The sequence below is a fragment of the Streptosporangium saharense genome, from assembly GCF_014203715.1.
In the GTDB taxonomy this organism is placed as follows: domain Bacteria; phylum Actinomycetota; class Actinomycetes; order Streptosporangiales; family Streptosporangiaceae; genus Streptosporangium; species Streptosporangium saharense.
On record NZ_JACHJP010000001.1, the window covers coordinates 452618 to 474338 of the forward strand.

The 21721-nt window shown below is 69.2% G+C and carries 25 protein-coding genes; 12 read left to right on the forward strand and 13 right to left on the reverse strand.

The genetic code is table 11. The features are described 5' to 3' along the window. Window positions 1-13: 13 nt before the first annotated feature. The 6 genes from FHS44_RS02280 to FHS44_RS02305 form a co-directional block, all read right to left on the reverse strand. Entirely contained in the window at window positions 14-328 is a 315-nt protein-coding gene (locus FHS44_RS02280; protein ID WP_184712176.1) for a type II toxin-antitoxin system HicB family antitoxin, read from the reverse strand. Between the two features lie 534 nt (window positions 329-862). Then, window positions 863-2278 (reverse strand): amidase, encoded by a 1416-nt coding sequence (locus FHS44_RS02285; RefSeq protein ID WP_184712177.1) that lies wholly within the window; start codon window positions 2276-2278, stop codon window positions 863-865. 47 nt (window positions 2279-2325) lie between these two features. Further along, window positions 2326-2529: a type II toxin-antitoxin system antitoxin gene (locus tag FHS44_RS02290; protein ID WP_184712178.1), complete on the reverse strand. Its 204-nt coding sequence runs from the start codon at window positions 2527-2529 to the stop codon at window positions 2326-2328. Continuing rightward, entirely contained in the window at window positions 2522-3373 is an 852-nt protein-coding gene (locus tag FHS44_RS02295; protein ID WP_184712179.1) for an SPFH domain-containing protein, read from the reverse strand. Before FHS44_RS02295 ends, FHS44_RS02290 begins: the two co-directional genes overlap by 8 nt. A 168-nt stretch (window positions 3374-3541) precedes the next feature. Next, complete coding sequence (hrpB, locus tag FHS44_RS02300; protein WP_184712180.1) at window positions 3542-6076, reverse strand: ATP-dependent helicase HrpB; 2535 nt, start codon at window positions 6074-6076, stop codon at window positions 3542-3544. A 14-nt stretch (window positions 6077-6090) separates the two neighbouring features. Then, window positions 6091-6930, reverse strand: a complete 840-nt coding sequence (locus tag FHS44_RS02305) for an undecaprenyl-diphosphate phosphatase (RefSeq protein ID WP_312863505.1) — start codon at window positions 6928-6930, stop codon at window positions 6091-6093. A 149-nt stretch (window positions 6931-7079) separates the two neighbouring features. Between FHS44_RS02305 and FHS44_RS02310 the strand changes: the two genes are divergently transcribed. From FHS44_RS02310 to FHS44_RS02340, 7 genes are all read left to right on the forward strand, one after another. Further along, on the forward strand, window positions 7080-7571 hold the full coding sequence (locus tag FHS44_RS02310; RefSeq protein WP_184712181.1) for a SigE family RNA polymerase sigma factor: 492 nt from the start codon (window positions 7080-7082) through the stop codon (window positions 7569-7571). Continuing rightward, window positions 7568-8659, forward strand: coding sequence for a hypothetical protein (locus FHS44_RS02315; RefSeq protein ID WP_184712182.1), 1092 nt, complete (start codon window positions 7568-7570; stop codon window positions 8657-8659). The genes FHS44_RS02310 and FHS44_RS02315 overlap by 4 nt, the downstream gene beginning before the upstream one ends. A gap of 116 nt (window positions 8660-8775) precedes the next feature. Further along, a complete protein-coding gene (locus FHS44_RS02320; RefSeq protein WP_184712183.1) occupies window positions 8776-9750 on the forward strand; it encodes an alpha/beta hydrolase in 975 nt (324 codons plus the stop codon). Window positions 9751-9889: 139 nt separating this feature from the next. Beyond that, the gene (locus FHS44_RS02325) at window positions 9890-10075 is read left to right on the forward strand and encodes a PspC domain-containing protein (RefSeq protein ID WP_184712184.1); all 186 of its coding nucleotides are present in this window, start codon (window positions 9890-9892) and stop codon (window positions 10073-10075) included. Window positions 10076-10092: 17 nt separating this feature from the next. Beyond that, window positions 10093-10734, forward strand: a complete 642-nt coding sequence (gene lipB, locus FHS44_RS02330; protein ID WP_184712185.1) for a lipoyl(octanoyl) transferase LipB — start codon at window positions 10093-10095, stop codon at window positions 10732-10734. A gap of 113 nt (window positions 10735-10847) precedes the next feature. After that, window positions 10848-11654, forward strand: coding sequence for an MEDS domain-containing protein (locus FHS44_RS02335; RefSeq protein WP_184712186.1), 807 nt, complete (start codon window positions 10848-10850; stop codon window positions 11652-11654). Next, window positions 11651-12604, forward strand: a complete 954-nt coding sequence (locus FHS44_RS02340) for an anti-sigma factor RsbA family regulatory protein (protein WP_184712187.1) — start codon at window positions 11651-11653, stop codon at window positions 12602-12604. The genes FHS44_RS02335 and FHS44_RS02340 overlap by 4 nt, the downstream gene beginning before the upstream one ends. Before the next feature lie 19 nt (window positions 12605-12623). Here the strand turns inward: FHS44_RS02340 and FHS44_RS02345 are convergent, their stop codons facing one another. From FHS44_RS02345 to FHS44_RS02365, 5 genes are all read right to left on the reverse strand, one after another. Beyond that, window positions 12624-13325 (reverse strand): STAS domain-containing protein, encoded by a 702-nt coding sequence (locus FHS44_RS02345; RefSeq protein WP_184712188.1) that lies wholly within the window; start codon window positions 13323-13325, stop codon window positions 12624-12626. Window positions 13326-14168: 843 nt separating this feature from the next. Further along, entirely contained in the window at window positions 14169-15158 is a 990-nt protein-coding gene (locus FHS44_RS02350) for a hypothetical protein (protein WP_184712189.1), read from the reverse strand. Window positions 15159-15551: 393 nt separating this feature from the next. Continuing rightward, window positions 15552-15755, reverse strand: coding sequence for a DUF397 domain-containing protein (locus tag FHS44_RS02355; protein WP_184712190.1), 204 nt, complete (start codon window positions 15753-15755; stop codon window positions 15552-15554). After that, window positions 15748-16584, reverse strand: coding sequence for a helix-turn-helix domain-containing protein (locus FHS44_RS02360; RefSeq protein ID WP_184712191.1), 837 nt, complete (start codon window positions 16582-16584; stop codon window positions 15748-15750). Before FHS44_RS02360 ends, FHS44_RS02355 begins: the two co-directional genes overlap by 8 nt. Before the next feature lie 167 nt (window positions 16585-16751). Further along, window positions 16752-17153 carry a GntR family transcriptional regulator gene (locus tag FHS44_RS02365; RefSeq protein WP_184712192.1) on the reverse strand — a complete coding sequence of 134 codons (402 nt, stop codon included), beginning with the start codon at window positions 17151-17153 and terminating at the stop codon, window positions 16752-16754. Window positions 17154-17295: 142 nt separating this feature from the next. Between FHS44_RS02365 and FHS44_RS02370 the strand changes: the two genes are divergently transcribed. From FHS44_RS02370 to FHS44_RS02390, 5 genes are all read left to right on the forward strand, one after another. Then, complete coding sequence (locus FHS44_RS02370) at window positions 17296-17523, forward strand: hypothetical protein (RefSeq protein ID WP_184712193.1); 228 nt, start codon at window positions 17296-17298, stop codon at window positions 17521-17523. Continuing rightward, entirely contained in the window at window positions 17520-17789 is a 270-nt protein-coding gene (locus FHS44_RS02375) for a hypothetical protein (RefSeq protein WP_184712194.1), read from the forward strand. The genes FHS44_RS02370 and FHS44_RS02375 overlap by 4 nt, the downstream gene beginning before the upstream one ends. 59 nt (window positions 17790-17848) lie before the next feature. Continuing rightward, complete coding sequence (locus tag FHS44_RS02380) at window positions 17849-18097, forward strand: hypothetical protein (RefSeq protein WP_184712195.1); 249 nt, start codon at window positions 17849-17851, stop codon at window positions 18095-18097. A 401-nt stretch (window positions 18098-18498) separates the two neighbouring features. After that, window positions 18499-18744: a hypothetical protein gene (locus tag FHS44_RS02385; RefSeq protein ID WP_184712196.1), complete on the forward strand. Its 246-nt coding sequence runs from the start codon at window positions 18499-18501 to the stop codon at window positions 18742-18744. Between the two features lie 16 nt (window positions 18745-18760). Further along, window positions 18761-18988: a helix-turn-helix domain-containing protein gene (locus tag FHS44_RS02390; RefSeq protein ID WP_184712197.1), complete on the forward strand. Its 228-nt coding sequence runs from the start codon at window positions 18761-18763 to the stop codon at window positions 18986-18988. Between the two features lie 143 nt (window positions 18989-19131). On the opposite strand, the gene FHS44_RS02395 is transcribed toward FHS44_RS02390, so the two are convergent. Together FHS44_RS02395 and FHS44_RS02400 are read right to left on the reverse strand one after the other, a co-directional pair. After that, window positions 19132-20289 (reverse strand): sensor histidine kinase, encoded by a 1158-nt coding sequence (locus tag FHS44_RS02395; protein ID WP_184712198.1) that lies wholly within the window; start codon window positions 20287-20289, stop codon window positions 19132-19134. After that, window positions 20286-20942 carry a response regulator transcription factor gene (locus FHS44_RS02400; RefSeq protein WP_184712199.1) on the reverse strand — a complete coding sequence of 219 codons (657 nt, stop codon included), beginning with the start codon at window positions 20940-20942 and terminating at the stop codon, window positions 20286-20288. The genes FHS44_RS02395 and FHS44_RS02400 overlap by 4 nt, the downstream gene beginning before the upstream one ends. Window positions 20943-21721 lie beyond the last annotated feature (779 nt).

Below are 21721 nucleotides of genomic sequence, written 5' to 3' on the forward strand. Positions count from 1 at the left end.
AAGAGTAGACCGCTCAGCAGGTGAGGAGGCGTGGATGGGGTGAGACAACGTCGTTGCTTCGGCCAAGCCCGGCCGAGACGGTGAGAGCATCCGCGATGCCTGTGGCTGACCTCATCAGGAAGTGCACCACCACCGGTCGGTCCTGGTCATAGCGCTCGTCAAGCTCTATCTCGGCGTTGTCCAGGTAGAAGGCGATGCCCTCCTTGGCGAGCTCTCTCACCTCATCGAGGGTGCCGCCTGTGGCCGCGAAGGTTTGAAGATCCGGTTCGGTTGACTCGGCCCACCAGATGTTGTCCTCGTGGTGGTAGACGACGGTCACTTTGCGCATCGGATCACCTACCCCAAAAGGTCCAAGGCCTCCGCCTCGGACAAGCCAATCTCGACTACAAGGTACTTGCGAATGATGCCGGGTGGAACAGTGGCCCCGTCGTGGAATGAGAAAAGGAGGGGAGGAAGACCGACCGCCTTGAGGGTCCGATGAGATCCATTTTGGCGTGCGACTTCGTATCCCAGGGGTTCCCGCATCAGGACGGCAAGAAACCGGCTTGCCTTCATCGAGGGGAACTTCACCATGACACTCGATGATTCCACATGTCGGACTGCTCTCCGTCGCTTCAAGGCAGACAGACTGCTTCGACCTCGACAGTACGTGGTGCAGGTGTAGGCCAAGGTCCGCCCAACGAGGAATAGGAGTAGTCAGACGGCACGAAAGCGCCCCGTCCTTCTTTAAAGGGACAATTGATCAGTAGGTCATGCGGCCAGGCACAAAGCTGCGTCGCGTAGCCCGAAGCCTTGAGCTTGATACTGGGCGCTAGTGCCGTTGCCACTCATCGCCCTTCGGCGCCTTCGTCGACGGTGACTCTCAGGTGAGCGGGGCGTGGCGCAGCCACGGGTGGGCGGCTTCCAGTTGCTGGGCCAGGCCGAGTAGGCGGGACTCGCCCCCCGGGGGTGCGACGAGCTGCACGCCGATGGGCATGCCCGTCGAGTGCCAGCCGTACGGCACGCTCATGGCGGGCCAGCCCGCCATGTTCCACGCGCCGGTGGCCGGGGCGTAGGTCAGGTTGACGCGGGTGTTGTCCAGCAACCCACGGCGGCCCCAGCGCTCCGCGGGGGGCGGGGAGGCGGCGAGCGTCGGGGTGAGGAGCACGTCGAAGCGGCCGAACCACTGGTCGGCGCCACGGCCGCGCCAGCGGTCCCTGCCCCGCGCGCCGTCCTTGCCGATCCTGGCCAGCAGCTTTCCCGCCCTGGCCAGTGAGCGGGTACGGCGCTCAAGTCGGCGGGAGTCGAGTCCCCGGGCCTCGCGCAGGGCGCAGGCGAACCAGGCGGCGATCGTGGCGCTGCCCAGCCAGCTCGGCAGCCGGGTCTCGTGCTCGGTCACCGTGTGGCCTGCGGTAGCCAGGGTGTGGCCCGCGTCGGCGACCGCCCGCTGGAGCTCGGGGTCGATCGCGAAGCCGGGCGGCACCGGCAGGCGGGCGACCCCGATCCGCAGTCCTGAGGGGCGCAACGGAACCGGGACGCCACGGCCTCCGTCGCTCCACAGGGCCCCGCCCTCGCCGTACGGGCCGGGGGTGGCGGTCGGCAGGGCCAGGGACATGTCCCCGGCCATCACCGCGAGCGCGAGGGCCAGGTCGGTCACGGTCGTGGCCAGCGGGCCGTTCTCGGCCATGCCGTACCAGTCGTGCTCGGGAGGCGGGACGACCTTCTGGCCGGGTTTGATGGCGACGATCCCGCAGCAGGCGGCGGGGATGCGCAGGGAGCCGAGGCCGTCGGTGCCGTGGGCCAGCGGGACCATCCCCGAGGCCACCGCCGCCGCGCTGCCGCCGGAGGAGCCGCCGGGGGTCCGCTTCGGGTCCCACGGGTTGCGGGTGACGGCGTAGACGCTGTCGCAGAACCCGGCAAGGGACAGCTCCGGCACGTTGGTGATCCCGACGACGACCGCCCCCGCCGCCCTGAGCCTGGCCACCACGGGGTGGTCCTCGGCCGCCGCGACGGACGAGGTCGCCGCGGAGCCGTTCCGCATGGCCTCGCCCCTGACCGCGACGACGTCCTTGATCGCGACGGGCACGCCAGCGAGCGGCAGCGTGGCCAGGTCGTCGCGTTCCTGTAAGGCCCGCGCCTCGGCGAGTGCCCGTTCCGTGCGGACCCTGCGGAAGGCCCCGATGTGCCCGTCGCGTTCGGCGATCACCCGGAGGTGGTCCTCGACGACCGAGGGGGCGGTGACCTCCCCCCGGCGCACGGCCTCCGCTATCTCGGCTGCGGACCTTCCCACCCAGGACATGAACCGAGTGTGATCCGGTGAGTGCGCGAGGGGAAGCACCTCACGTCTCAATCAGATGACTTGTCCGGCTCAGCGGCGTTATCCCCGTCCCGCTCGGCGCGTCGCAGGTCGCGACCGGCCCCCCTGAGCGCCAGGCGAAGCGCGTACTCAAGCTGGGCGTTGACGCTCCGCAGATCGTCGGCCGCCCACTTGGCGATCGCCTCGTAGACGGCCGGATCCAGTCTGAGCAGGACCTTTTTCCGCTCAGGCATACAGGCTGCCGGCGTTGACCACCGGCTGGGTCGCCCGGTCGCCGCACAGGACAACCAGGAGGTTGGACACCATCTGAGCCTTCCGCTCCTCGTCGAGCTCCACGACGCCCTCCTCGGCCAGCCGGTTGAGTGCAAGCTGGACCATACCAACGGCGCCGGAGACGATGTGGGTGCGCGCGGCGACCACCTGGGCGGCCTGCTGGCGGACCAGCATCGCCTGGGCGATCTCGGGGGCGTAGGCCAGGTGGGTGATGCGGGCCTCAAGCACCTCGACCCCGGCCAGCTCGGTGCGGTCGACCAGTTCGGTGGTGAGCTCGGCGGCCACCTCGGCGCCGTCGCGCAGGCTGGTGTTGCTGTCCTCGTGGGAGTCGTAGGGGTGGCTGGTGGCCAGGTGCCGCACGGCAGCCTCCGACTGGATCGCGATGTACTCCTCGTAGTCGTCCACGGAGAAGGCGGCCTTCGCGGTGTCGGTCACCCGGTAGACGACGACGGCCGCGATCTCGACGGGGCTGCCGTCGGCGTCGTTCACCTTGAGCTTGGCCGTCTCGAAGTTACGCACCCGCAGGGTGATGCGCCGCTTGCTGGTGAAGGGAAGCACCCACTGCAGGCCCGCGTCGTTGACCGAGCCGACGTAGCGGCCGAGGAACTGCACGACCTGTGCCTCGTTGGGGTTGACCACCACAAAGCCGCTGCCCACGACGACCAGGAGCAGTGCCGCGACGACGGCGGCGGCGATCATGGTGACCTGACCGCCGGTGAGCGCGATCCACGCCAGGACGGCGAGGAGGACCAGAAGTCCGAGGAGAACGGCGAAACCGTTGATCCGGAAGGCACGTCGTTCCATGTGCTCCACCTTTGCTATCGAAGTGATATCACCACGATAGCGCTTAGTCAGCGATGTGTGAACCGGGAATTCTCCGGGGGGTGTACGGCGGGCGCCGCTTCGCTCAGGACCATGGGCCGGTACGGCGGGCAGGCCGGGGCGTGTTGCTCAGCCGTGAGGGCTGGGAGTTCAGCGGCGGGGGTTGGTGCGGCGGGTGGCCGTCGCGGACAGGGGGTCCTCGGGCCACGGGTGCCGGGGATAGCGCCCGCGCAGTTCCGCCCTGACCGAGCGGTAGCCGTCACCACGCCAGAACGACGCCAGATCGTCGGTGACCGCCGCGGGCCGCCCGGCGGGGGAGAGCAGGTGGACGACCAGCGGGGTCCCCGCGATCCTCGGCGCCTCGTCCCAGCCGAACAGCTCCTGGAGCTTGACGGCCAGCACCGGCCGTTCGCCCGAGTAGTCGATCCTGATCCGCGACCCGCTGGGCACCTCGATCCGCTCCGGGGCGGTCTCCTCAAGGCGCGCGCTCCACGGGACCAGACGGCCGAGGGAGCCCGCCACGTCCAGCCGTTCGAGGTCGGCCCTGCGGCGGGCCCGGGACAGTTCGGGTTCGAGCCACAGGTCGGCCGCGTCGAGCAGGGCGTCGTCGTCCGTCGCGGGCCACGGCTCGCCGAGCGCCCGGTGACAGAAGGCCAGCCGTTCCCGCAGGGTCACGGCCTCGGGGGTCCAGCGCAGGATCGACAGGCCCTCGGTGCGCAGGCCGTACAGGAGGGCGGGTCTGACGTCGGCGCCGGGCAGCGGGACCGAGGACAGCTCGACGGCGCCCAGGCGTTCCACACGCCGGGCGGAGACGTCGCCGCGCCGCTCGCCGGGCGGGACCCGCCACGTCACCTCCTCTACCTGCTCGTACAGCGGGGCGGCGGCGAGCCTGGCGGTCTCCTCGTCGATCACCACGGCCTGCCTGACCCGGGCGGCGGCCGATCCGGTCGGCCGGTCGGCCACCGCGACCGCCAGCCACGGCGCGCTGCCCAGCCGCGACCCGGACGGCAACTCGGCGGCCGCCCCCGAGGCCATCAGGTAGGAGCCGCCCCGGCGCCTGGCCACCCGCTCCGGATAGGCAAGCGCCACGACCAGCCCAGCCACGGCGTCATCCCCCAGCCGCCGCCCGGAACCGGAACCCGCGTCGCCGTGCCGCGTGGGCCCGGGACCGGCATCGCCGTGCCGCCCGGTGCCACGGCCCGCGTCGCGGGTCAGCCGCCGCGCCTCCTGGCGCCAGCGGGCGGCGAAGGCGTCCTTGCCATGCCGTACGGCGCGCCAGAACGCGACAAGGTCGTCGCCCGCGTCCCCAGGCAGCCGCTCGGACAGCAGCGCGACCACCTCGGCCGCCTCGGGACCCACGTCGAGCAGGGCCCTGGCCAGCCGGGGATGGACCCCGACCGCCGCCATCTCCCGCCCTCTCTGCGTGACACGGCCGCCGAAAGAGTCGAGGGCACCGAGCGCGTGCAGCGTACGGCGGGCGGCTTCCATCGCGGCGGGCGGCGGCGGGTCCAGCAGCGCCAGGCCGCTGACGGCCGGGTCTCCCCAGCAGGCCGCCTGGAGGGCGAAACCCGTCAGGTCGGCAAGGGCGATCTCGGGCGCGGAGTGCTCGGGCAGCCGTTCGTGCTCCACCGGCGACCAGCACCGGTAGACCACCCCGGGAGCCTCGCGCCCCGCCCGGCCCGCGCGCTGGGTCGCCGAGGCCCGGGAGACGCGGACGGTGGTCAGCGAACCGAGCCCCCTGGCGTGGTCGGTCCTCGGCTGCCTGGCCAGCCCCGAGTCCACGACGATCCGCACGCCGGGGACGGTCAGGCTCGACTCGGCGACCGAGGTGGCCAGCACCACCCGCCTGCGCGTGCCCGGCGAGAGTACGGCCTCCTGGACGCGGGCCGGGGCCTGGCCGTGCACCTGGAGCACCTCCACGTCCCCAAAGGGATGCGCGGCCACCCTGGCGATCTCCCCGACCCCCGGCAGGAAGCACAGCACGTCCCCCTCGTGCTCGGCCAGCGCACGCCGTACGACGGCGGCCACATGAGCCAGGAAGGCCGGATCGACCCGCGAGCCGTGCGGGGGAGCGACCGTGGCGGGGGCAGGCGCCCAGAGCGGGGTGACCGGATGGGCGGTGCCCTCGGCGTGCACGACCGGCGCGGGCGGCCCGTCCTGGCCGAGCAGCGCCGCCAGGGGAGCGGCGTCCGCCGTCGCCGAGGCCGCCACGATCCGCAGGTCGGGCCTGAGGGTGGAACGGACGTCCAGCAGGAAGGCCAGGGCGGTGTCGGCGTCCAGGTGGCGTTCGTGACACTCGTCGAGCAGCACCACGTCCACGCCGCCGAGTTCGGGATCGCGCTGGAGCCGCCGCAGCAGCACGCCCGTGGTGACGACCTCGACGACAGTCTCCGGTCCCGCCCGCCGCTCTCCCCGTACGGCGAAGCCGACCTGTCCGCCGACCTCGGACTCCAGCAACCACGCCATCCGCCTGGCCGCGGCCCGCACGGCCATCCTGCGCGGTTCGGCCACCACGACCCGTCGGGCGGGCAGGTCACCGACAAGCCCGGCGAGCGCGAGCGGGACGAGCGTGGTCTTGCCGGTGCCAGGAGGCGCGGTCAGCACGGCCGTGCCGTACTCCTCAAGGGCGGCGGACAGCTCGGGCAGGACGTGCCGGACGGGGAGGGTGGACCAGTCAGGACGCACCGGGCGTTACCGGGTCAGGACAGGGGGTTGAGGACGCCCGTGCTCACCAGGGCGATGATGATCACGCCGAGGACGATCCGGTAGATCACGAAGCCGGTGAACCGGTGGGTGCTGATGTACTTCAGGAACCACGCGACCGCCGCGTAGCCGACGACGAACGAGATCACGGTGGCCAGGATCGTCGGCCCCCAGTCGGGGCTGTCGGCCTCGCCGATCTTGAACAGCTCCAGCACGCCCGCGCCGAGCACCGCGGGGATGGCCAGCAGGAAGGAGTACTTCGCGGCCTCCTCCCTGCGGTAGTCGAGCAGCAGACCCGCGCTGACCGTGCCACCCGAGCGGGAGACGCCGGGGATGAGGGCGAGGGCCTGGGCGAAGCCGTAGATCAGGGCGTGCGGGAAGCTGAGGTGGCGCTCCAGGGTCAGCTTGTTGCGGGCCGTACGGTCGGCGAACCAGAGGATCAGCGCGAAGACGATCAGCGTCGTGCCGATCAGGCGCAGGTCGCGGAAGACGGTCTCGATGCTGTCCTTGAACAGCAGGCCGAGCACGACGATCGGCAGGGTGCCGACGATGATGTACCAGCCCATCCTGGCGGCGTGGTGGGTGCGCAGGGCGGGGGTCCACAGGGACCTGACCCAGGTGGAGATGATCTCCCAGATCTCCTTGCGGAAGTAGATGACGACCGCGGCCTCGGTACCGATCTGGATCACGGCGGTGAACGCGGCCCCCGGGTCGGACCAGCCGAAGAGGGCGGAGACCACCCTGATGTGGGCACTTGAGGAGATCGGCAGAAACTCCGTCAACCCCTGAACGAGGCCGAGGACCACCGCTTCGAACCAGCCGATCAACTTGGGCACCTTCCGTCCCGGAGCACGTGCGTGACGTAGGCGAGGCTAGCGGAGCCGGACCCCTGACGTGACCCGGTCATTCGGGCGAGATGTCACTGTCATCCGAATGCGGGGGCCAACCGGTAGTCCTCCACGAGGACGTCACTCTGGAGGGATGAATGACTGAGTTCGCGGAGTACGTCGCGCAACGTCATGAACGGTTGCGAAGAACGGCGTATCTCCTCACCCGGGACTGGGCGACAGCCGAGGACCTGGTGCAGACGGCACTGGCCAGGGCATGGCTCGCCTGGCGCCGGATCGACGGCGATCCCGACCCCTACGTCTACCGGATCATCGCCAACACCCACGCCTCCTGGTGGCGGCGGCGCTGGCGCGGTGAGGTCCCGACGGAGGAGATGCCCGACTCGGGCGACGGACGGGACTTCACCCGGGAGATCGGCGACCGGGACGCGCTGTGGACGGCGATCGGCACGCTGTCGGGGCGTCAGCGCGCGGTGGTCGTCCTGCACTACTTCGAGGAGATGACCCTGACCCAGGTCGCCGGAGTGCTCGGCTGCTCGGTCGGGGCGGTCAAGAGCCAGCTCGGCAGGGCGCTCGCCCGGCTGCGGGTCGACCAGGGAATCCGGACGATGACGGGAGCGGAACGATGAACCAGACCGAGCACGACCTGAGGGAACTGCTCGCCGAACGCAGCACGGGCGCCAGCGGGGGCGGCGCCCGGCTTGAGGAGATCCTCGCCAGGGGCAGGGGGATGAGGCGGCGCAGATGGGCGGCAGGGGGAACGCTGGCCGCCGTGGTCGCCGCCTTGGTCCTGACGCCGCCCTTGCTGTCCGGTGGCCCGGCCAGGGACGGCGTCATCGCGGCCCGCGTCGGGGAACCGGACTCCCAGACGAGAGGTGAGGGGGTACGGCTGGCGGGCCTGCGCTCGGAGAGCACGGGGAAGGTGGAGCGGCTCACGTTCACACCGAAGAGCGAGAGGGCCTCCTACCGCGTCAACTGCGCCGCCGGGAGCCGGGCGTTCGTGCGCTACGGCGACCAGGTGGACGCGGGCGTCTGCGGGGAGGACAGGCAGGGGCAGGAGTGGACCGCGTTCGGCCACTTCGACGGACTCACCGTCGGCGTCCCCGTCACGGTCGAGGTGTTCACCGTCCCCACCACGATCAAGGACCCCCCGGACGAGTCCTCCGAGGGGTTCGACGAGGCGCTCGCGGACGCGGTGCGTAGGCCCGCCCTGTGGGAGATCGCGGTCCACGACGGGGGAATCTCCGACGCAGCCTGCTCGCCGGACATCTGCCTGGACAGTGGGAGCCGTCCGGCGGCCAAGGGTGAGCGCAACCTCGCAGGCCTGCCCGACGGCCACCAGGTCGCGGGCGGCCACGTCACCCGGATCAACGAGAAGCACACCTTCCGGGGCACGGTGGAGGGCGAGGCCCGGGTGTACGTCCGCTGCGAGGGGGAGGACCTGCACGCCTTCATCTGGGCGGGGAGAGCCGTCCTCGCCAAGTCAGTGCCCTGCGGCGCCAAGCCCGCCCTGTGGGAGTTCGTGGCCAACGGTCCGACGGAGGTCACGGTCGCCGTCGTACGGCGCGACCGGCTGCCGCGCGGGAGCGACTTCACCTCCGACCTGCAGGCCGCCTCGAAGGAGGCCAACCGCCTGCTGTCCGGGCTCAGGCCCGAGGCGGGGTACTGGCACGTCGCCCTGCAGCAACTGGATGAGCCGAAGCCTTCCGCTGGCTGAGCGCTCAGGGGGAATCGTATATAAAAATCGTATATCTATGCGGGGCCAGGTGAGCAGGGGAAAACCGGCGACCTAGGCTGTCCCTGCCCGCCGTTCCACGACGACAGAGGTCCCCCATGACGACTGTCTCCCCCGTCCCCTTCGACCCCGAGCTCGGGGCGCTGCTCGCCGCGATGAGCGGTGACACCCCGCCCATGCCGCTGAGCACCGAGACGCTGGCCGCCTCCCGCGCCGGACTCGAAGCCATGGCCCAGCCTCCCGCGGTGGTCATCGGCGACCGGCCCGTCGAGGCCGAGGAACGCATGATCCCCGGCAGGCCCGGAGCCCCCGACCTGGCCGTCACCATCCTGCGGCCCAAGGAGCGGGTGCCGGGCGCACCGGGCCTGTACAACATGCACGGCGGCGGCCTGGTCATGGGCGACCGGCACATGGACACCCCCCGCCTGGTGGACATGGTGGTCGAGTTCGGCTTCGTCGTGGTCAACGTCGAGTACCGTCTCGCCCCGGAGAACCCGGGAACCGGCCCCGCCGAAGACTGCTACACCGGCCTGCTGTGGATGGCCGACCACGCCGAGGAGCTCGGCTACGACCCGGACCGCCTGATCGTCATGGGCGGCAGCGCGGGAGGCAACCTGGCAGCCGCGATGTCGCTGCTGGCCCGCGACCGCAGGGGACCCAAGCTGGCCGGGCAGTTGCTCCTGGTCCCCATGCTCGACGACCGCAACGAGTCCGTCTCCTCCCGCCAGTACGACGGGCTCGGCACCTGGGACAGGGCCGCCAACCTCTTCGCCTGGAAGGCGGTCCTCGGCGACGGGGTCGGCGGTCCCGACGTCTCGCCGTACGCCGCACCGGCCAGGGCCACGGACCTGTCCGGTCTGCCCCCGGCGTACATCGAGCTGGGCTCGGCCGAGCTGTTCCGCGACGAGTCGGTCGAGTACGCCAGCCGCATCTGGGCGGCCGGTGGCGAGGCCGAACTGCACGTGTGGAACGGCGGTTTCCACGGCTTCGAGATGTACTTCCCGGACAGCAGGCTCGGCCGGGACGCCCTGCGGACCCGCGACACCTGGGTCCGCAGGATCCTCGGCCTCTGAGGGCTTTCGCGCGGGGCCGTGACCGGTCCCGCCGAACCCTGTCAGGGTTTTCTCAGGGTCGCGCGGGGAACGGGAGTCTTCCCGTTCCTCGTTGAACCGGGTGAACAGACCATGACTCGGCCCTACCCGGGGAGAAGAAGTGCACCGTTCGAGAGACCACAAGATCATCGCCGGCGTCTGCGGTGGCATCGCGGAGAGCCTCGGCTGGTCACCCACCGTCGTACGCGTCCTCTGGCTGCTGCTCTCCCTGCTGCCCGGACCCCTGTGGATCGCCTACGTCCTGATGTGGATCTTCCTGCCCCAGCGGGCGGCGACCCGTTACTGACAACTACCCTTGGGGGTATGAGGGAACGGCCGCTGACACTGCTGCAGGACGACCTGGTCGACTACGAGAAGGCGATGGAGCGGATGACCGACCTGGTCGGTCAGCGTCAGCGTGACGAACGCCCCGACACGCTCTGGCTTCTCAGCCACCCACAGGTCTACACCGCGGGCAGACGCACCCTGCAGCAGCATCTGCCCGACCCCTCCCACGGCATCCCCGTCGTCAACACGGGCAGGGGAGGCCAGCTCACCTACCACGGTCCCGGCCAACTGGTCGGATACCTGATCGTCAAGCTCGGTGACGACGAGGGGATCGTCGACTACGTCCGCGAGGTCGAGCTGAGGCTGGCACGCGCGCTCGGCGCACTCGGCGTCCCCGCCGAGCGCCGTGACACCCCGCCCGGCTCACCCCTGCTCACCGGCGTCTGGACGACCGGGACCGGCCGGAAGATCGTCTCCATCGGCATGCGGCAGAGCCGTGGCGTCACCAGCCACGGCTTCGCCCTCAACGTCGAGGGCGACCTGACCCCGTGGAGCTGGGCGGTGGCCTGCGGCATGCCCGAGGTGGACATGACCTCCCTCAACAGGGAGATCCCCTCGGACGCAGGCACCATGGACCGGGTCAGGGCCGCCGTCGCGGAGGCCTTCGAGGCGAGCTGACCTCACGCGTCACACCGGGACGGCTGCCCGGCCGTACGGCATGGCGGGGCGCAGTAGGCTACGGCCGGGGTGTCGCGGCGAGAGCGGGGTGGTTCGCGGTGCGGAAGTCAGGCATGACGCCGACACTCGACCTGATCGACGTCGGCGAGCACGTGTGCTGGGTCGTCGAGCCCCACCAGGGATACGCGGCCGCGACCTCGGCCTTCCTGGCCGACGGCGAGCTGTTCGGCGACAAGGTCGTCATCGTCGGTCCGCCCCTCGACCCCGCCGCGTCCGCCGAGGTCCCCAGGGACGCCACCCTCGTCGATCCCCGCTCGATCCTCGGTGACGGCCCGACCCCCGACCTCGGCCCGATGCTCGGTCTCGTACGGCGGGAGGCCGACATGGCGGGGCGACAGGGATACCGGGCCCTGCGCGTGCTGGCCGTGATGGACCAGCTCATCCCACCCGAGACGGGCATCGAGGCGCTGATCGACCACGAGCTGCGCCTCGACCGGCTGGTCGCCGACCACGAGGCCATCATGGTCTGCGCCTACGGCCGTGACAGCTTCGGCGCCGCCACCCTCGATCATGTGGCGTGTGTGCATCCCCGCGAACTGGGTAACGGACGCTCAGGACCGTCGTTTCGGATGTTCAGCTCGGGGCCGGGAAGCTGGGCCGTGTGCGGAGTGGTCGACTCCGACGGGGCCCCGGCGTTCGGCGCCGCCCTGGCCGCCGCGACGGCGCTCTCACCGACGTTACGGCTCCACCTCGACGATCTGGAGCTGATGGACGCCGCCGGAATGCGCGCGCTCGTCGAAGCGGCCGCCGACACCTCGGTCCACCGGATCACGATCGAGGGCGCGAACCCGACAGTGAGGTCGTGCTGGGAGATGCTCGGCTACAGCAACTGCGAGATACGCGTGGAGCTGACGCCATGACAACCGAGACCACCGGTGTGACGGACCCGGCGGGCCTGCGCCACGAGCTCTACACCTATTCCGGTGAGGAGCAGTTCCTCGCCGGGGTCCGTTCCTTCATCGACGATGCCCTGGCCTCGGGGGAGATCGTGCTGATCTCCGTGCCCGAAGACCGCGAACGCATGCTGCGCGAGGAGCTTCCCGGAACCGACCCCGGCGTGGTGTTCATGGACACCTCGGCGCTCGGCCGCAACCCCGCCAGGCTCATCCCCGCCTGGCAGCGCTGGATCAGCGAACGGGCCGGGGAGGGCAGGCCGGTGCGCGGCATCGGCGAGACCGACTGGAACGGCAGGGGTAGCGCGGAGATCGAGGAACTCCGCTACCACGAATGGCTGCTGAACCTCGCCTTCACCGGTTCCCCGGCCTGGTGGCTGCTGTGTCCCTACGACACCGGGACGATCGACCCCGAGACAATGCGGGCGATCAGCCGCTGTCACCCGTACACGATGGCCGACGACGGTCCCCGACTCTCTCCCGACTACGTCAAGGAACCCTTCTCCTGGGCGGACCTGGAACCGGCCTGCGATCCCTACGAGGAGTTCGCCTACGCCAGGGGAGACCTCGCGGCCGTCAGGGAGAAGGTGATCGGCTGCGCCGCGCCGTACGGGCTGACGGGAGACCGCCTGAGAGAGACCCTCGTCGCCGTCACCGAGGTCGCGGGCAACAGCATCGCGCACGGCGGCGGCCACGGGACGCTGCGCACGTGGGTTCAGCAGGGCACGCTGGTCTGCGAGTTCCGTGACGCGGGGGTGATGAGTGACCCCATGATCGGCCGGATGGCGCCCTCCCCGCGTTCACTGCGCGGCAGAGGCATGTGGCTGGTGCACCAGATCTGCGACCTCGTGCAGGTCCGCTCGACCCCGGAGACAGGCACGATCATCCGCCTCCACATCACCCTGCCCCAGCCCTGACCTCCTGTGGTTGTACGGCTCAGCGCCTCTCCAGGGCCTCCTCGACCGAGTCGGCCAGCTCGAAGAACGACAGCAGCCCCGTGGTGGTCAGCATGTGGCGAAGGGTGCGGTTCGTCCCCGCCAACATGAGCCGGGTCCCCGCCTCCCTACTCCGCTGAAGCACCCACAACAACTCCGCCAACCCGGTCGAGTCACAGAAGGTAAGCCCACTGAGATCGATGACGAGCCGGGAGATCCCGGGGGCGTTCACGTCTGCGGTGTGGGTCGTGTCCGTGGTGTGGGGTGTTTCCGTGGGGCGGGTTGCTTCTGGGAGATGTGTTGTTTCTGGGAGGTGGACCGCGCCCGCCGCGTGGATCGTCTCGGTGGGATGGGTCGTGCTCGCGGCGTGGGCCGTGTTCACGACATGGGGCGTGGCCGCACCGTGGGGTTGGGCTGTGATGTGGGACGCGCCTGCGCCGGGGGCCGGGGGCGTGGTGTGGGTTGTGCGCGTGTCAGGGGTCGGGGACGTGGCGACGTGGGCCGTGTTCGCGTCGGGGGCCGGGGCCGTGGTGACATGGGCCGTGTTCGCGTCGGGGATCGGGGCCGTGGCCCAGAGCTCGGTGAGCTGCCGTCGGAACACCGGTGCGTAGTCGTAGTCGAGATCGCCGACCGCACGGATCACCGTGGCGCCCCCGTGCAAGCCCGACGATACGGACAGTGCGCTCGTGCTCTCCGGTGACATCGGAAACTCCTTAGGCCCGCTGTTCACAGGGCGGACGTTCCCACTGTCCTACCAGGTATTCAGCCCCACCGCCTCCACACCCCATCTCCCACCCCCCACCCCCTCCCCCAAACCCCCAGCTCAACCCCCTCCAAACCCCGTCCTTCTCCCGGCCCAAAACCATCCCCGCGTGCGAGGGGAGTACGTCATCGAGGTGGCGCAGGTCATCCAGGCGCTGGGACCATCCCCGCGTGCGCGGGGAGTACCCTCGCCGACCTGCGGGTTTATCGACGGGAAGGGCCGGAATTCATCACTTCCGTTGAGTTGGACATTTCGGGCACTTGGCCTGCTAGTCGAAAGACGAGGGGATTGGTGGCCGTTGGCTTTGGTGAGGATGTCCTGGTCGCAACTTTCGAGGTCTATGTCTGGTTTTCCTGTTCCGGGGTGGAGGTGTACTGGGGGCATTCTCTATCGCGTCGCACGCTAGCCTGTGGCTGACGTTCTCCCGACGAACTTTTCGATGCGCCCGAAATGTCCGAGTCGATGAAAGTAATAAATTTCCGCCTCCTCCGCCGATAAACCCGCAGGTCGCCGAGGGTGCTCCCCGCGCACGTGGGGATGGTCCCCCGAACAGACCGACACCGATCCTTCGGTTTCTGTGCTCCCCGCGCACGTGGGGATGGTCCCATGCGGCAGGGAGCCGGGGCGACCGTGCTCGGGTGCTCCCCGCGCAGGCAGGGATGACGGTGGGGCTGATCGCTGGAGCGAGCAGAAGGCTTGGCTTTGAGGCCATACGGTGGTTCGGCGCGATCCGTCGTTCGGTGCGGGTTCAGCCCCAGTCGTTCTGTACGGCCTCGCCCTCGGTCACTCGCCGGGCAGGTGCCAGGTGCTCAGGGAACTCTTGACCGTGAAGGAGTCCAGTTTTCTTGTGGTGGCGGTTCCGGGATCAACCGTGCGTTTCACGAACGAGACGAATGCGCCGTCTCTCTTGTTGCCCCGGCCCGTCCAGAGCGTCAGTGTACTGTCCGTGTCCCAGTAGAGGCGCTGCGGTTCTTCCCCTTTGGGAACGCTGAACAGAACCGCTTTCGAGAGGGTGTCCGTCGCCATGTCGTAGGTGCGCAGTCGGGGCTTGGCCGGAATCATCTTGTCGAGTAACGCGACGGTGGTCGCGTTGTCCGCCAATGCGACCTGTGCGGTGTCGAACACGGCCAGCGGCACACTTCGGCTCGTGCCCCTTCCCCCGTTCGCGTCGAGAACCGTGAACTCGGCGGTGTTGCCCTCGGTGTCCCGCCTCGTGAGCAGGCTCCGTCCGTCGGGACTCAGGGTCAGTACGGAGGTCTTCGCGGCCAGCCGGGTGGTTCTGCCGTTCCTGAGATTGACGATCAGGGGTGGCAACTTACTCTCATAGGCGATCACGGCGAGCGATCCACCGGCGGAGAGCGTGACGTCCACGTCGTCCTGGCCGACTCCCGGAGGCAGGACGTCGGCCCCACCGGGCAGCGGGCGGGCCGTCCCCTGGTTCACATCGCGTATGACGAGCCGGTCGCCCCTGAAATAGCTCACGTATCGGCCGTCGCCGCTGACCGTCAGGGGCGCGGTGTCCTTCTTGTCGATCTTCCCGTTGGCGCGGCGAGGGGTGACCCGCGCATCGGCCAGCGTGATCGTCCTGCCGCTGCGCAGCGTCAGCGTCACCGCGCCACAGGGCACAATCAGATCCTTCTTGGTGCAGCCCTTGACCCACGCGTATCGAACCGAGTCGTCGGATGCCGTTCCTGCCGCCGCGTTGGCAGGGGCGATGGTCGCCACCGTCGTGGCAGCGAGAACGAACAGAGCGAGCCCACGTAAAGGTGCCATCGCTTTTCCTTTCGTCACCCGAAATAGACGAACACCGACAACGAAAAGTTGCGTCACAAACAAACGGCCTACCCGGAGGTCCGAAGCGATGAATTTGTGCCCGATACCCCGCGAAGAAGACTGATTTTCCTCCGCCCGTATAGCTCGGCTTCTCTCACGGCACGGGAACACCTGCGCGTTCCCCGGAGCCGTGAACCAGTAAGCGGATCATCCCCGCGCGCGTGGGGAGCACGCTGGTAGATACTTTCCTGTCTATTTGGAATGGGGACCATCCCCGCGCGCGTGGGGAGCACACTCGGCGACCTGCGGGTTTGTCGTCGAGGGAGGCGGAAATTCATTACTTTCGTTGAGGCGGACATTTCGGACGCAGGGCTTGTTGGTTGAAGTCGGGGGTCAGGCGTCGTAGGTGCCGGTTCGTACGTGGCCGATGAATGAACGCCATTGGGTGGGGGTGAAGGTCAGGGCCGGGCCGGTGAGGTTTTTGCTGTCGCGGACGGCGACGAGGCCGGGGAGATTGGTGGCGACTTCGACGCAGTCGTTGTTGGGGCCGCTGAGGCTGGACTTGTGGAACTCGGCGCCGGACAGTACGTCAGTCATATTCACTCCTCACCGCGGCGACGAACGCCGCGGAATCCTCGGGGGACAGCGCCGTTGCGGCGAGGCGCTTAAAGTTCAGCTTAAGCTGCTGAATCTGCCCGAGGTCCTCGACGTACACCTCCCCCGCGGGGCATTCGGCGTATCCGAGATCCGGATCCTCGTCCCCGAAAGTCAGCACCGAGAAGGCACCTTCCGTTCCGCCGTGCACTCCGGCTGCCATTGGAAGAACCTGGATCGTGATGTTCGGCTGCTTGATGGCCTGGAGAATCTCGTCGAGCTGGCGGGCCATGACGTCGGGGGTGCCCACGGGGTAGCGCAGGACGTACTCGGCGATGACGATGTGCAGCACCACCGGATGGGCGCCGAGCAAACTGGTCTTGCGCTGCATCCGGGCGTCGATGCGACGCGACAGTTCGACGTCTGACCGGTCGGGATGGCCCGCCTGGATGATCTCTCGGGCGTACTCCTCGGTCTGGAGCAGACCCGGCACCAGCAGCGGCGCCCAGTGGAGGATCTCCTTGGCCGCCGCCTCGAACTCGACGTAGGAGCCGGTGAACACGTCCGAGTAGGCCGTCCACCAGCCGCGTCGGGCGACCTCGCGGGTGAGCTGGACCAGGGCCTCGGTGGTCGACTCGGCCACGCAGTACAGGTGGCAGATCGCCGCGACGTCGGCGGTCGTGGGCGCGCCCTTGCCGGTCTCGAACCTGTTGAGCTTGCTGCGTGACCAGCCGAGCTGTTCGGCGGCGGCCTCGGTCGTCATCTCAGTGGCGGCGCGCAGTGTGCGCAGCTCACGCGACAGGCGGCGCAGCCGCACCGTGGAGTGCTTCATGCGGCCAGTGTGGAGCACAACTCCTCCCAGCATCTGGACTTATTGGATATTCGCCGAATGCGATTGTCAGCATGAGATTCTCACGCCATCATATGAGCACCAGAGGCCGTTGCCCTGAGAGGGGGTGCCATGGTTTGTCCGAAAATTTCTGGATCTGCGTTGCTTTGTCAGGGAATCTCAATTTCCGTGTCGTACGCTGACAGGAGACGCGTTTCTCCGTTCTCCACGACGAGCACGGGCATCCCTTCCGCCAGTTTCAGGCGCTTGCGTTCCTGCAGGGTCGGCAGTCGCACACGGATACGTGCCGGTCCTTCGATACGGACCACGGCCGGATCCGCCTCTTCGCGGACATATGACCCTTCGCGGCTCACGGTCCGCACAAGGCCTTCGCTGCGGAGTACGGCCAGCGCGTCGCGCAACGCGTCGACTCCTACTCCATATTCGTGTGCCAGATCGGGTTCCGCCGGGAGCCTCTGGCCAGGGGACAGGGCCCCGCTGGTGATTCGCTGGCGCAGATCACCGGCGACCTGCCGATACAGGGGTTCATAAGAGTCAGGATCTATGGGCATCGCATCATGCCACTAGGCCTGTATGCCAGTCCCCCTGCTGGCTAGTAGGGAAGTAGGCCATGAAAGCCATCGAGACAGATCGACCCCGTCACCGGTGTGCGAGACCGGTGACGGGGCCCTGATCGGACACTGGAGGTCCGGCGTGCACGATGGTAAGACTCCGACGACCGCACCGACGATTCCGGGCTGGCGGTTGATCATCAGCAACACCGGCCGGTACTGGGCCATCCGCAACCGTGCCTTTCCCCGCGCCGCCCTGCGCGCCGGAGCGGAACCGACAGTGGACGCCGACACCTTCGAGGAGGTCCAGGCGGCCGTCGCCGAGCAGGAGGAGAAGGCCCGCGCCGCCGTCGAGGGGGTGACCTCGTGACGGGACGGCATCGGGAGGGCCAGCCGTACAGCCTGGTGTATCGGCGGGTCTGGGACGGCCCGGCCCGCGCCGAGGCCGAGCGGCTCAACCAGGTGTGGCCTGAGTGGGCGGTGTTCTACAGCCTGAGCAAGCGCAGCTTCTACGCCGTCGCCAGGTGGGACAGCCCGCGGTTGGTGGCTGTCGAGGACGTCACCTCCGAGGGGTTGGAGGAGCGGATGCGGGAGGCGGAGATGACCCGGTTCGTCCCGCGTGGGCGGGCGGCATGATGCCGTTTCCCGGGTCGTCCCGTTCAGGACTCGGTATCGCGGAGCAGAGCTGCGACAGCATGCAACAGGCTCACCCCGGCTGGCTGGTCTTCCACAACTCGGCGACCGGCCTGTGGAGCGCCTACCGCAGCAGGCCGCACTCCGGGGACGTGTCGCTGGTGCGGGCCGACTCCGCCGAGGACCTGGACCGCAAACTGACCGCTCAGAAGTCCCCGCTGGTGCCGCCGAGCATCCAGGCCATCGCCGCCGCCCGCGCCCTCCGCGCGGGTCGGCGTCCTACGGGGTTGCGCAGGTTGCTGCGCTCCTGATCCGGTACGGCGGGCAGTGGGCCCCGCCGTACCCCATGAACGTGCGGCTCAGTCTGGAGGGGTCTGAGCCGCACACCTTCGCAAGGCGGCTCCCACACATGTCATGGCATTGGGCGTGTTGGGGAAGGGGGAGCCGCCTCGCGTACCGGTCCCGTCTTGTGGCGGGGCCGGTCCCTCTACCGGGTGCCCGGCTCATGCTCCCCGGCTCGGGCCGGGCACCCCCACTTATCACCGCCGAGGGCAGCGGCTTCCCCTTCTGTTCCCGCCTTCTGCCTTCCCGTTCCCCGTCCCTGGTTTCCCGTCTCCGGTTCCCGGTTCCTGTCTTCTGCCTTCCGGTTCCTCGTTCCGGTCCGGTTCCGGGCGAGGAGCGTTTCCTGTCCACCCTCCGAAGCGAGACGACCATGACCGAGCACGACCCCGACTACGAGCAGCGCATGATCGCCGTGCTCATCAGCACGCATCCTGGCTGGCGCTACGAGGCCTGCGACCTGCCCGGCCTGCCTCGCTGGTGGGCCACCCGGTACTACCCGCTACGGCCTGGCCAGCGCAGGGCCGGGGCCCGGGACGTGCTGGGCCGTACCACGCTGCGGCGGTTGGCCGGGGCGTTGGCCCGCCACGACGAGATCCTCCACCAGCTCCGCTACTGAGACCTATGGAGCCCCCATGTCCGCAAGCAAGATCGTCACCCCCGACGGCACCTTCACCACCGGCCCAGAAACCACCGACCGCCTTCTCACTCCCGGCGAAGTGGCCCACATCTTCGGCGTGGACCCCAAAACGGTCAACAGGTGGTCCCTCACCGGAAAGATCCCCTCCCTCAAGACCCCCAGCGGCCAACGCCGCTACCGCCAAAGCGACATCAACGCGATCCTCACCCCTTCGACTTCCTGATTGCCCTTCGCTTCAGTGCCAACCGGACCCACAGAGACGTGACTCCCAACCCACCCTGCACTGCCTGACGGAGGCTCATCCCCGCGCGCGGGGATGGTCTCCAGAGCGTAGGACGTAGACGAACAGCATTGGTGGGTGCCGAGTCAGGGCGGGGTGGGGTGGGGGAGTTCGGTGGTTATGGTTAGGCCGCCTTCTTCTCGGGGGCGGGCGGTTATGGTGCCGTCGTGGGCGTCGGCTATGGCGCGGACGATGGACAGGCCCAGGCCGCTGCCCCGTTCCGAGCGCAACCGGTCGCCGTGCAGCCTCCGGAACGGCTCGAAGATCGTCTCGATCTCGTACGGCGGGACCGGGAGCCCAGTGTTCGCCACCACCAGTTCCGCCACGTCAGCCCGCTGACGGGTCGTCACCCACACCTCGCCGCCCTCGTGGTTGTGCCGGATGGCGTTCTCGACGAGGTTCTGTACGAGCCGCTCCAGCAGCACCGGGTCTCCCGCGGTCGTCACGGAGTCCAGCAGCCGGTGCACGGTCACGGAACGTTCCGCCGCCTCGGCGCCCGCCTGGTCGAGGACGTGTTCGACCACGTCGGACAGGTCGAAGGCGCGCCGGTCGAGTACGGCCTGCTCACCTTCGGCGAGGGCGAGAAGGCCGTCGATCAGCCGTTCGTGCCGGGTGTTGACCAGCAGCAGGGACTCCCCGAGCCGTTTGAGGTCGTCGGTCGCGTCGGGGCGCCTGACCGCCACGTCGACCAGCGTCCTGTTGATCGTCAGCGGGGTCCGCAGCTCGTGTGAGGCGTTGGCGACGAAGCGGCGCTGGCCGTCGAAGGCGCGGGCGAGGCGGGTGAGCATGGTGTCGAAGACGTCGGCAAGTTCGGCGACCTCGTCGCGCGGACCGGTGTAGGCGATGCGTTCGGTCAGGTTGTGGCTCTGGGCGACCCGCCTGGCGGTCTCGGTCACCTGCTGGACAGGGCGCAGCGCCCAGCCGCCGACCCACCAGCCGTACCAGAGGGCTATCGCGGTGCCACCGGCGAGCCCGGCGCCTCCCGCGGTGAGCAGCGTGCTCAGCGTGTCGCGCTGGTAGGTGCGCCGTACCTGCTCGACCCGTCTGACGGCCACGTAGTACTCGGGGGAGTTGGCCTCGTAGACGCCGTTGGGCATTCCGATGTACGCGGGTCTGCCCAGGCCGTCACGGGGTTCGAGGCTGTTGCGGACCAGGAGGTAGACCCCCATGAGCAGCAGGCTCCCGATGACGAGGAACACCGCGCCGCAGGCCAGCGCGAGCCGCGTCCTGGCGGTTGGCTTCATGGGATGCGGTACCCGACGCCAGGGACCGTCTCGATGACGGGAGGGTCGCCGAGTTTGCGGCGGAGTTTCATCATCGTCGTCCGTACGGTGTTGGTGAAGGGGTCGATGTGCTCGTCCCACACCTTCTCCAGCAAGTCCTCGGACGAGACGACGGCCCCGTCGGCGCGCAGCAGCTCGGCGAGCACGCCGAACTCCTTGCGGGCCAGCGGCACGTAACGGCTCCCACGGAAGACCTGCCGGTGGGCGCGGTCGAGCCGTACTCCCGCGCGTTCGAGCATCGGCGGGTCGGCGGGCCTGGCACGGCGGCCGAGCGCGTGCACCCTGGCGAGCAGTTCCTCGAAGGCGAACGGCTTGGGCAGGTAGTCGTCGGCGCCCAAGGAGAGCCCGGCCACCCGGGAGCGGACATCGGCCGACGCGGTCAGCATCAGGATCCTGACCAGGGCGCCCGAGCCAACCACGGACCTGCAGACGTCGTCGCCGTGCACCCCGGGCAGGTCACGGTCCAGGATCAGCACGTCGTAGTCGTGGACGCCGAGCCGTTCGAGTGCGGAGTCGCCGTCGTAGGCGATGTCGACGGCCAGCGCCTCCGCACGCAGGCCCTCGGCGATCGAGTCCGCGAGCATGCGCTCGTCCTCGGCGATCAGAACGCGCAACGATCCTCCCCTGAGCCCCCCGGCGCGCACGGAACGCGTGCCCCATCCGGCTTGATCCCCTCGGCGCGTACGGCATGCGCGTCCGGACAGCATCCCGGGAAGCGCATAACGCCGACATAACCAGATTTGGTGACGTTCAGGTTATCGATCACCGGGTCTACTCCACCACCGACGCGGGAAGCCGTCCCGGGCGGGAACAGGAGAGTGATCGATGCCGAGCCCACGCCCCGCATCCCCGGAATCCCCGTCCGGATATTCCCCACCTTCATATGCCGAATCACCAGATCCACCAGACCAACAGGATTCCCGGTCGGCGGACGTTCCGCGGGACAGAGGGCACAGCCCGTCCACCACGCCGGAATCACCCTCGGAGTCCCCGGGGGTCGGGACATCCGGGTTGCTCGCCGTACCGGAAAGGCAGCCTTCCGGTGGGTCGTACGGCGCGGCGCTTCGGTGGTCCGGGGTCGCTGAGCCGGAAGCACCCACGGAACCGCCGGAGTCCTCGGGGTCACCGTCTGAGGCGGTCGGGGCGTCCGGGTTGCTCGCTGTACCGGAAAGGCAGCCTTCTGGTGGGTCGTATGGCGCGGCGCTTCGGCGGTCCGGGGTCGCTGAGCCGGAAGCATCCACGGAACCGCCGGAGTCCTCGGGGTCGCCGTTCGAGGCAGTTGGGACGTCCGGGGCGCTCGCTGTACCGGAAAGGCAGCCTTCTGGTGGGTCGTATGGCGCGGCGCTTCGGCGGTCCGGGGTCGCTGAGCCGGAAGCATCCACGGAACCGCCGG

Coding starts and splice junctions, on each gene's coding strand:
- FHS44_RS02320 (WP_184712183.1), top strand. CDS start 8,776: ATGACGACTGTCTCCCCCGTCCCCTTCGACCCCGAGCTCGGGGCGCTG.
- FHS44_RS02315 (WP_184712182.1), top strand. CDS start 7,568: ATGAACCAGACCGAGCACGACCTGAGGGAACTGCTCGCCGAACGCAGC.
- FHS44_RS02365 (WP_184712192.1), bottom strand. CDS start 17,153: ATGCCCATAGATCCTGACTCTTATGAACCCCTGTATCGGCAGGTCGCC.
- FHS44_RS02390 (WP_184712197.1), top strand. CDS start 18,761: ATGTCCGCAAGCAAGATCGTCACCCCCGACGGCACCTTCACCACCGGC.
- FHS44_RS02285 (WP_184712177.1), bottom strand. CDS start 2,278: ATGTCCTGGGTGGGAAGGTCCGCAGCCGAGATAGCGGAGGCCGTGCGC.
- FHS44_RS02350 (WP_184712189.1), bottom strand. CDS start 15,158: ATGGCACCTTTACGTGGGCTCGCTCTGTTCGTTCTCGCTGCCACGACG.
- FHS44_RS02385 (WP_184712196.1), top strand. CDS start 18,499: ATGACCGAGCACGACCCCGACTACGAGCAGCGCATGATCGCCGTGCTC.
- FHS44_RS02355 (WP_184712190.1), bottom strand. CDS start 15,755: ATGACTGACGTACTGTCCGGCGCCGAGTTCCACAAGTCCAGCCTCAGC.
- FHS44_RS02380 (WP_184712195.1), top strand. CDS start 17,849: ATGCAACAGGCTCACCCCGGCTGGCTGGTCTTCCACAACTCGGCGACC.
- lipB (WP_184712185.1), top strand. CDS start 10,093: ATGAGGGAACGGCCGCTGACACTGCTGCAGGACGACCTGGTCGACTAC.
- FHS44_RS02295 (WP_184712179.1), bottom strand. CDS start 3,373: ATGGAACGACGTGCCTTCCGGATCAACGGTTTCGCCGTTCTCCTCGGA.
- FHS44_RS02280 (WP_184712176.1), bottom strand. CDS start 328: ATGCGCAAAGTGACCGTCGTCTACCACCACGAGGACAACATCTGGTGG.
- FHS44_RS02290 (WP_184712178.1), bottom strand. CDS start 2,529: ATGCCTGAGCGGAAAAAGGTCCTGCTCAGACTGGATCCGGCCGTCTAC.
- FHS44_RS02345 (WP_184712188.1), bottom strand. CDS start 13,325: ATGTCACCGGAGAGCACGAGCGCACTGTCCGTATCGTCGGGCTTGCAC.
- FHS44_RS02360 (WP_184712191.1), bottom strand. CDS start 16,584: ATGAAGCACTCCACGGTGCGGCTGCGCCGCCTGTCGCGTGAGCTGCGC.
- FHS44_RS02395 (WP_184712198.1), bottom strand. CDS start 20,289: ATGAAGCCAACCGCCAGGACGCGGCTCGCGCTGGCCTGCGGCGCGGTG.
- FHS44_RS02335 (WP_184712186.1), top strand. CDS start 10,848: ATGACGCCGACACTCGACCTGATCGACGTCGGCGAGCACGTGTGCTGG.
- FHS44_RS02310 (WP_184712181.1), top strand. CDS start 7,080: ATGACTGAGTTCGCGGAGTACGTCGCGCAACGTCATGAACGGTTGCGA.
- FHS44_RS02340 (WP_184712187.1), top strand. CDS start 11,651: ATGACAACCGAGACCACCGGTGTGACGGACCCGGCGGGCCTGCGCCAC.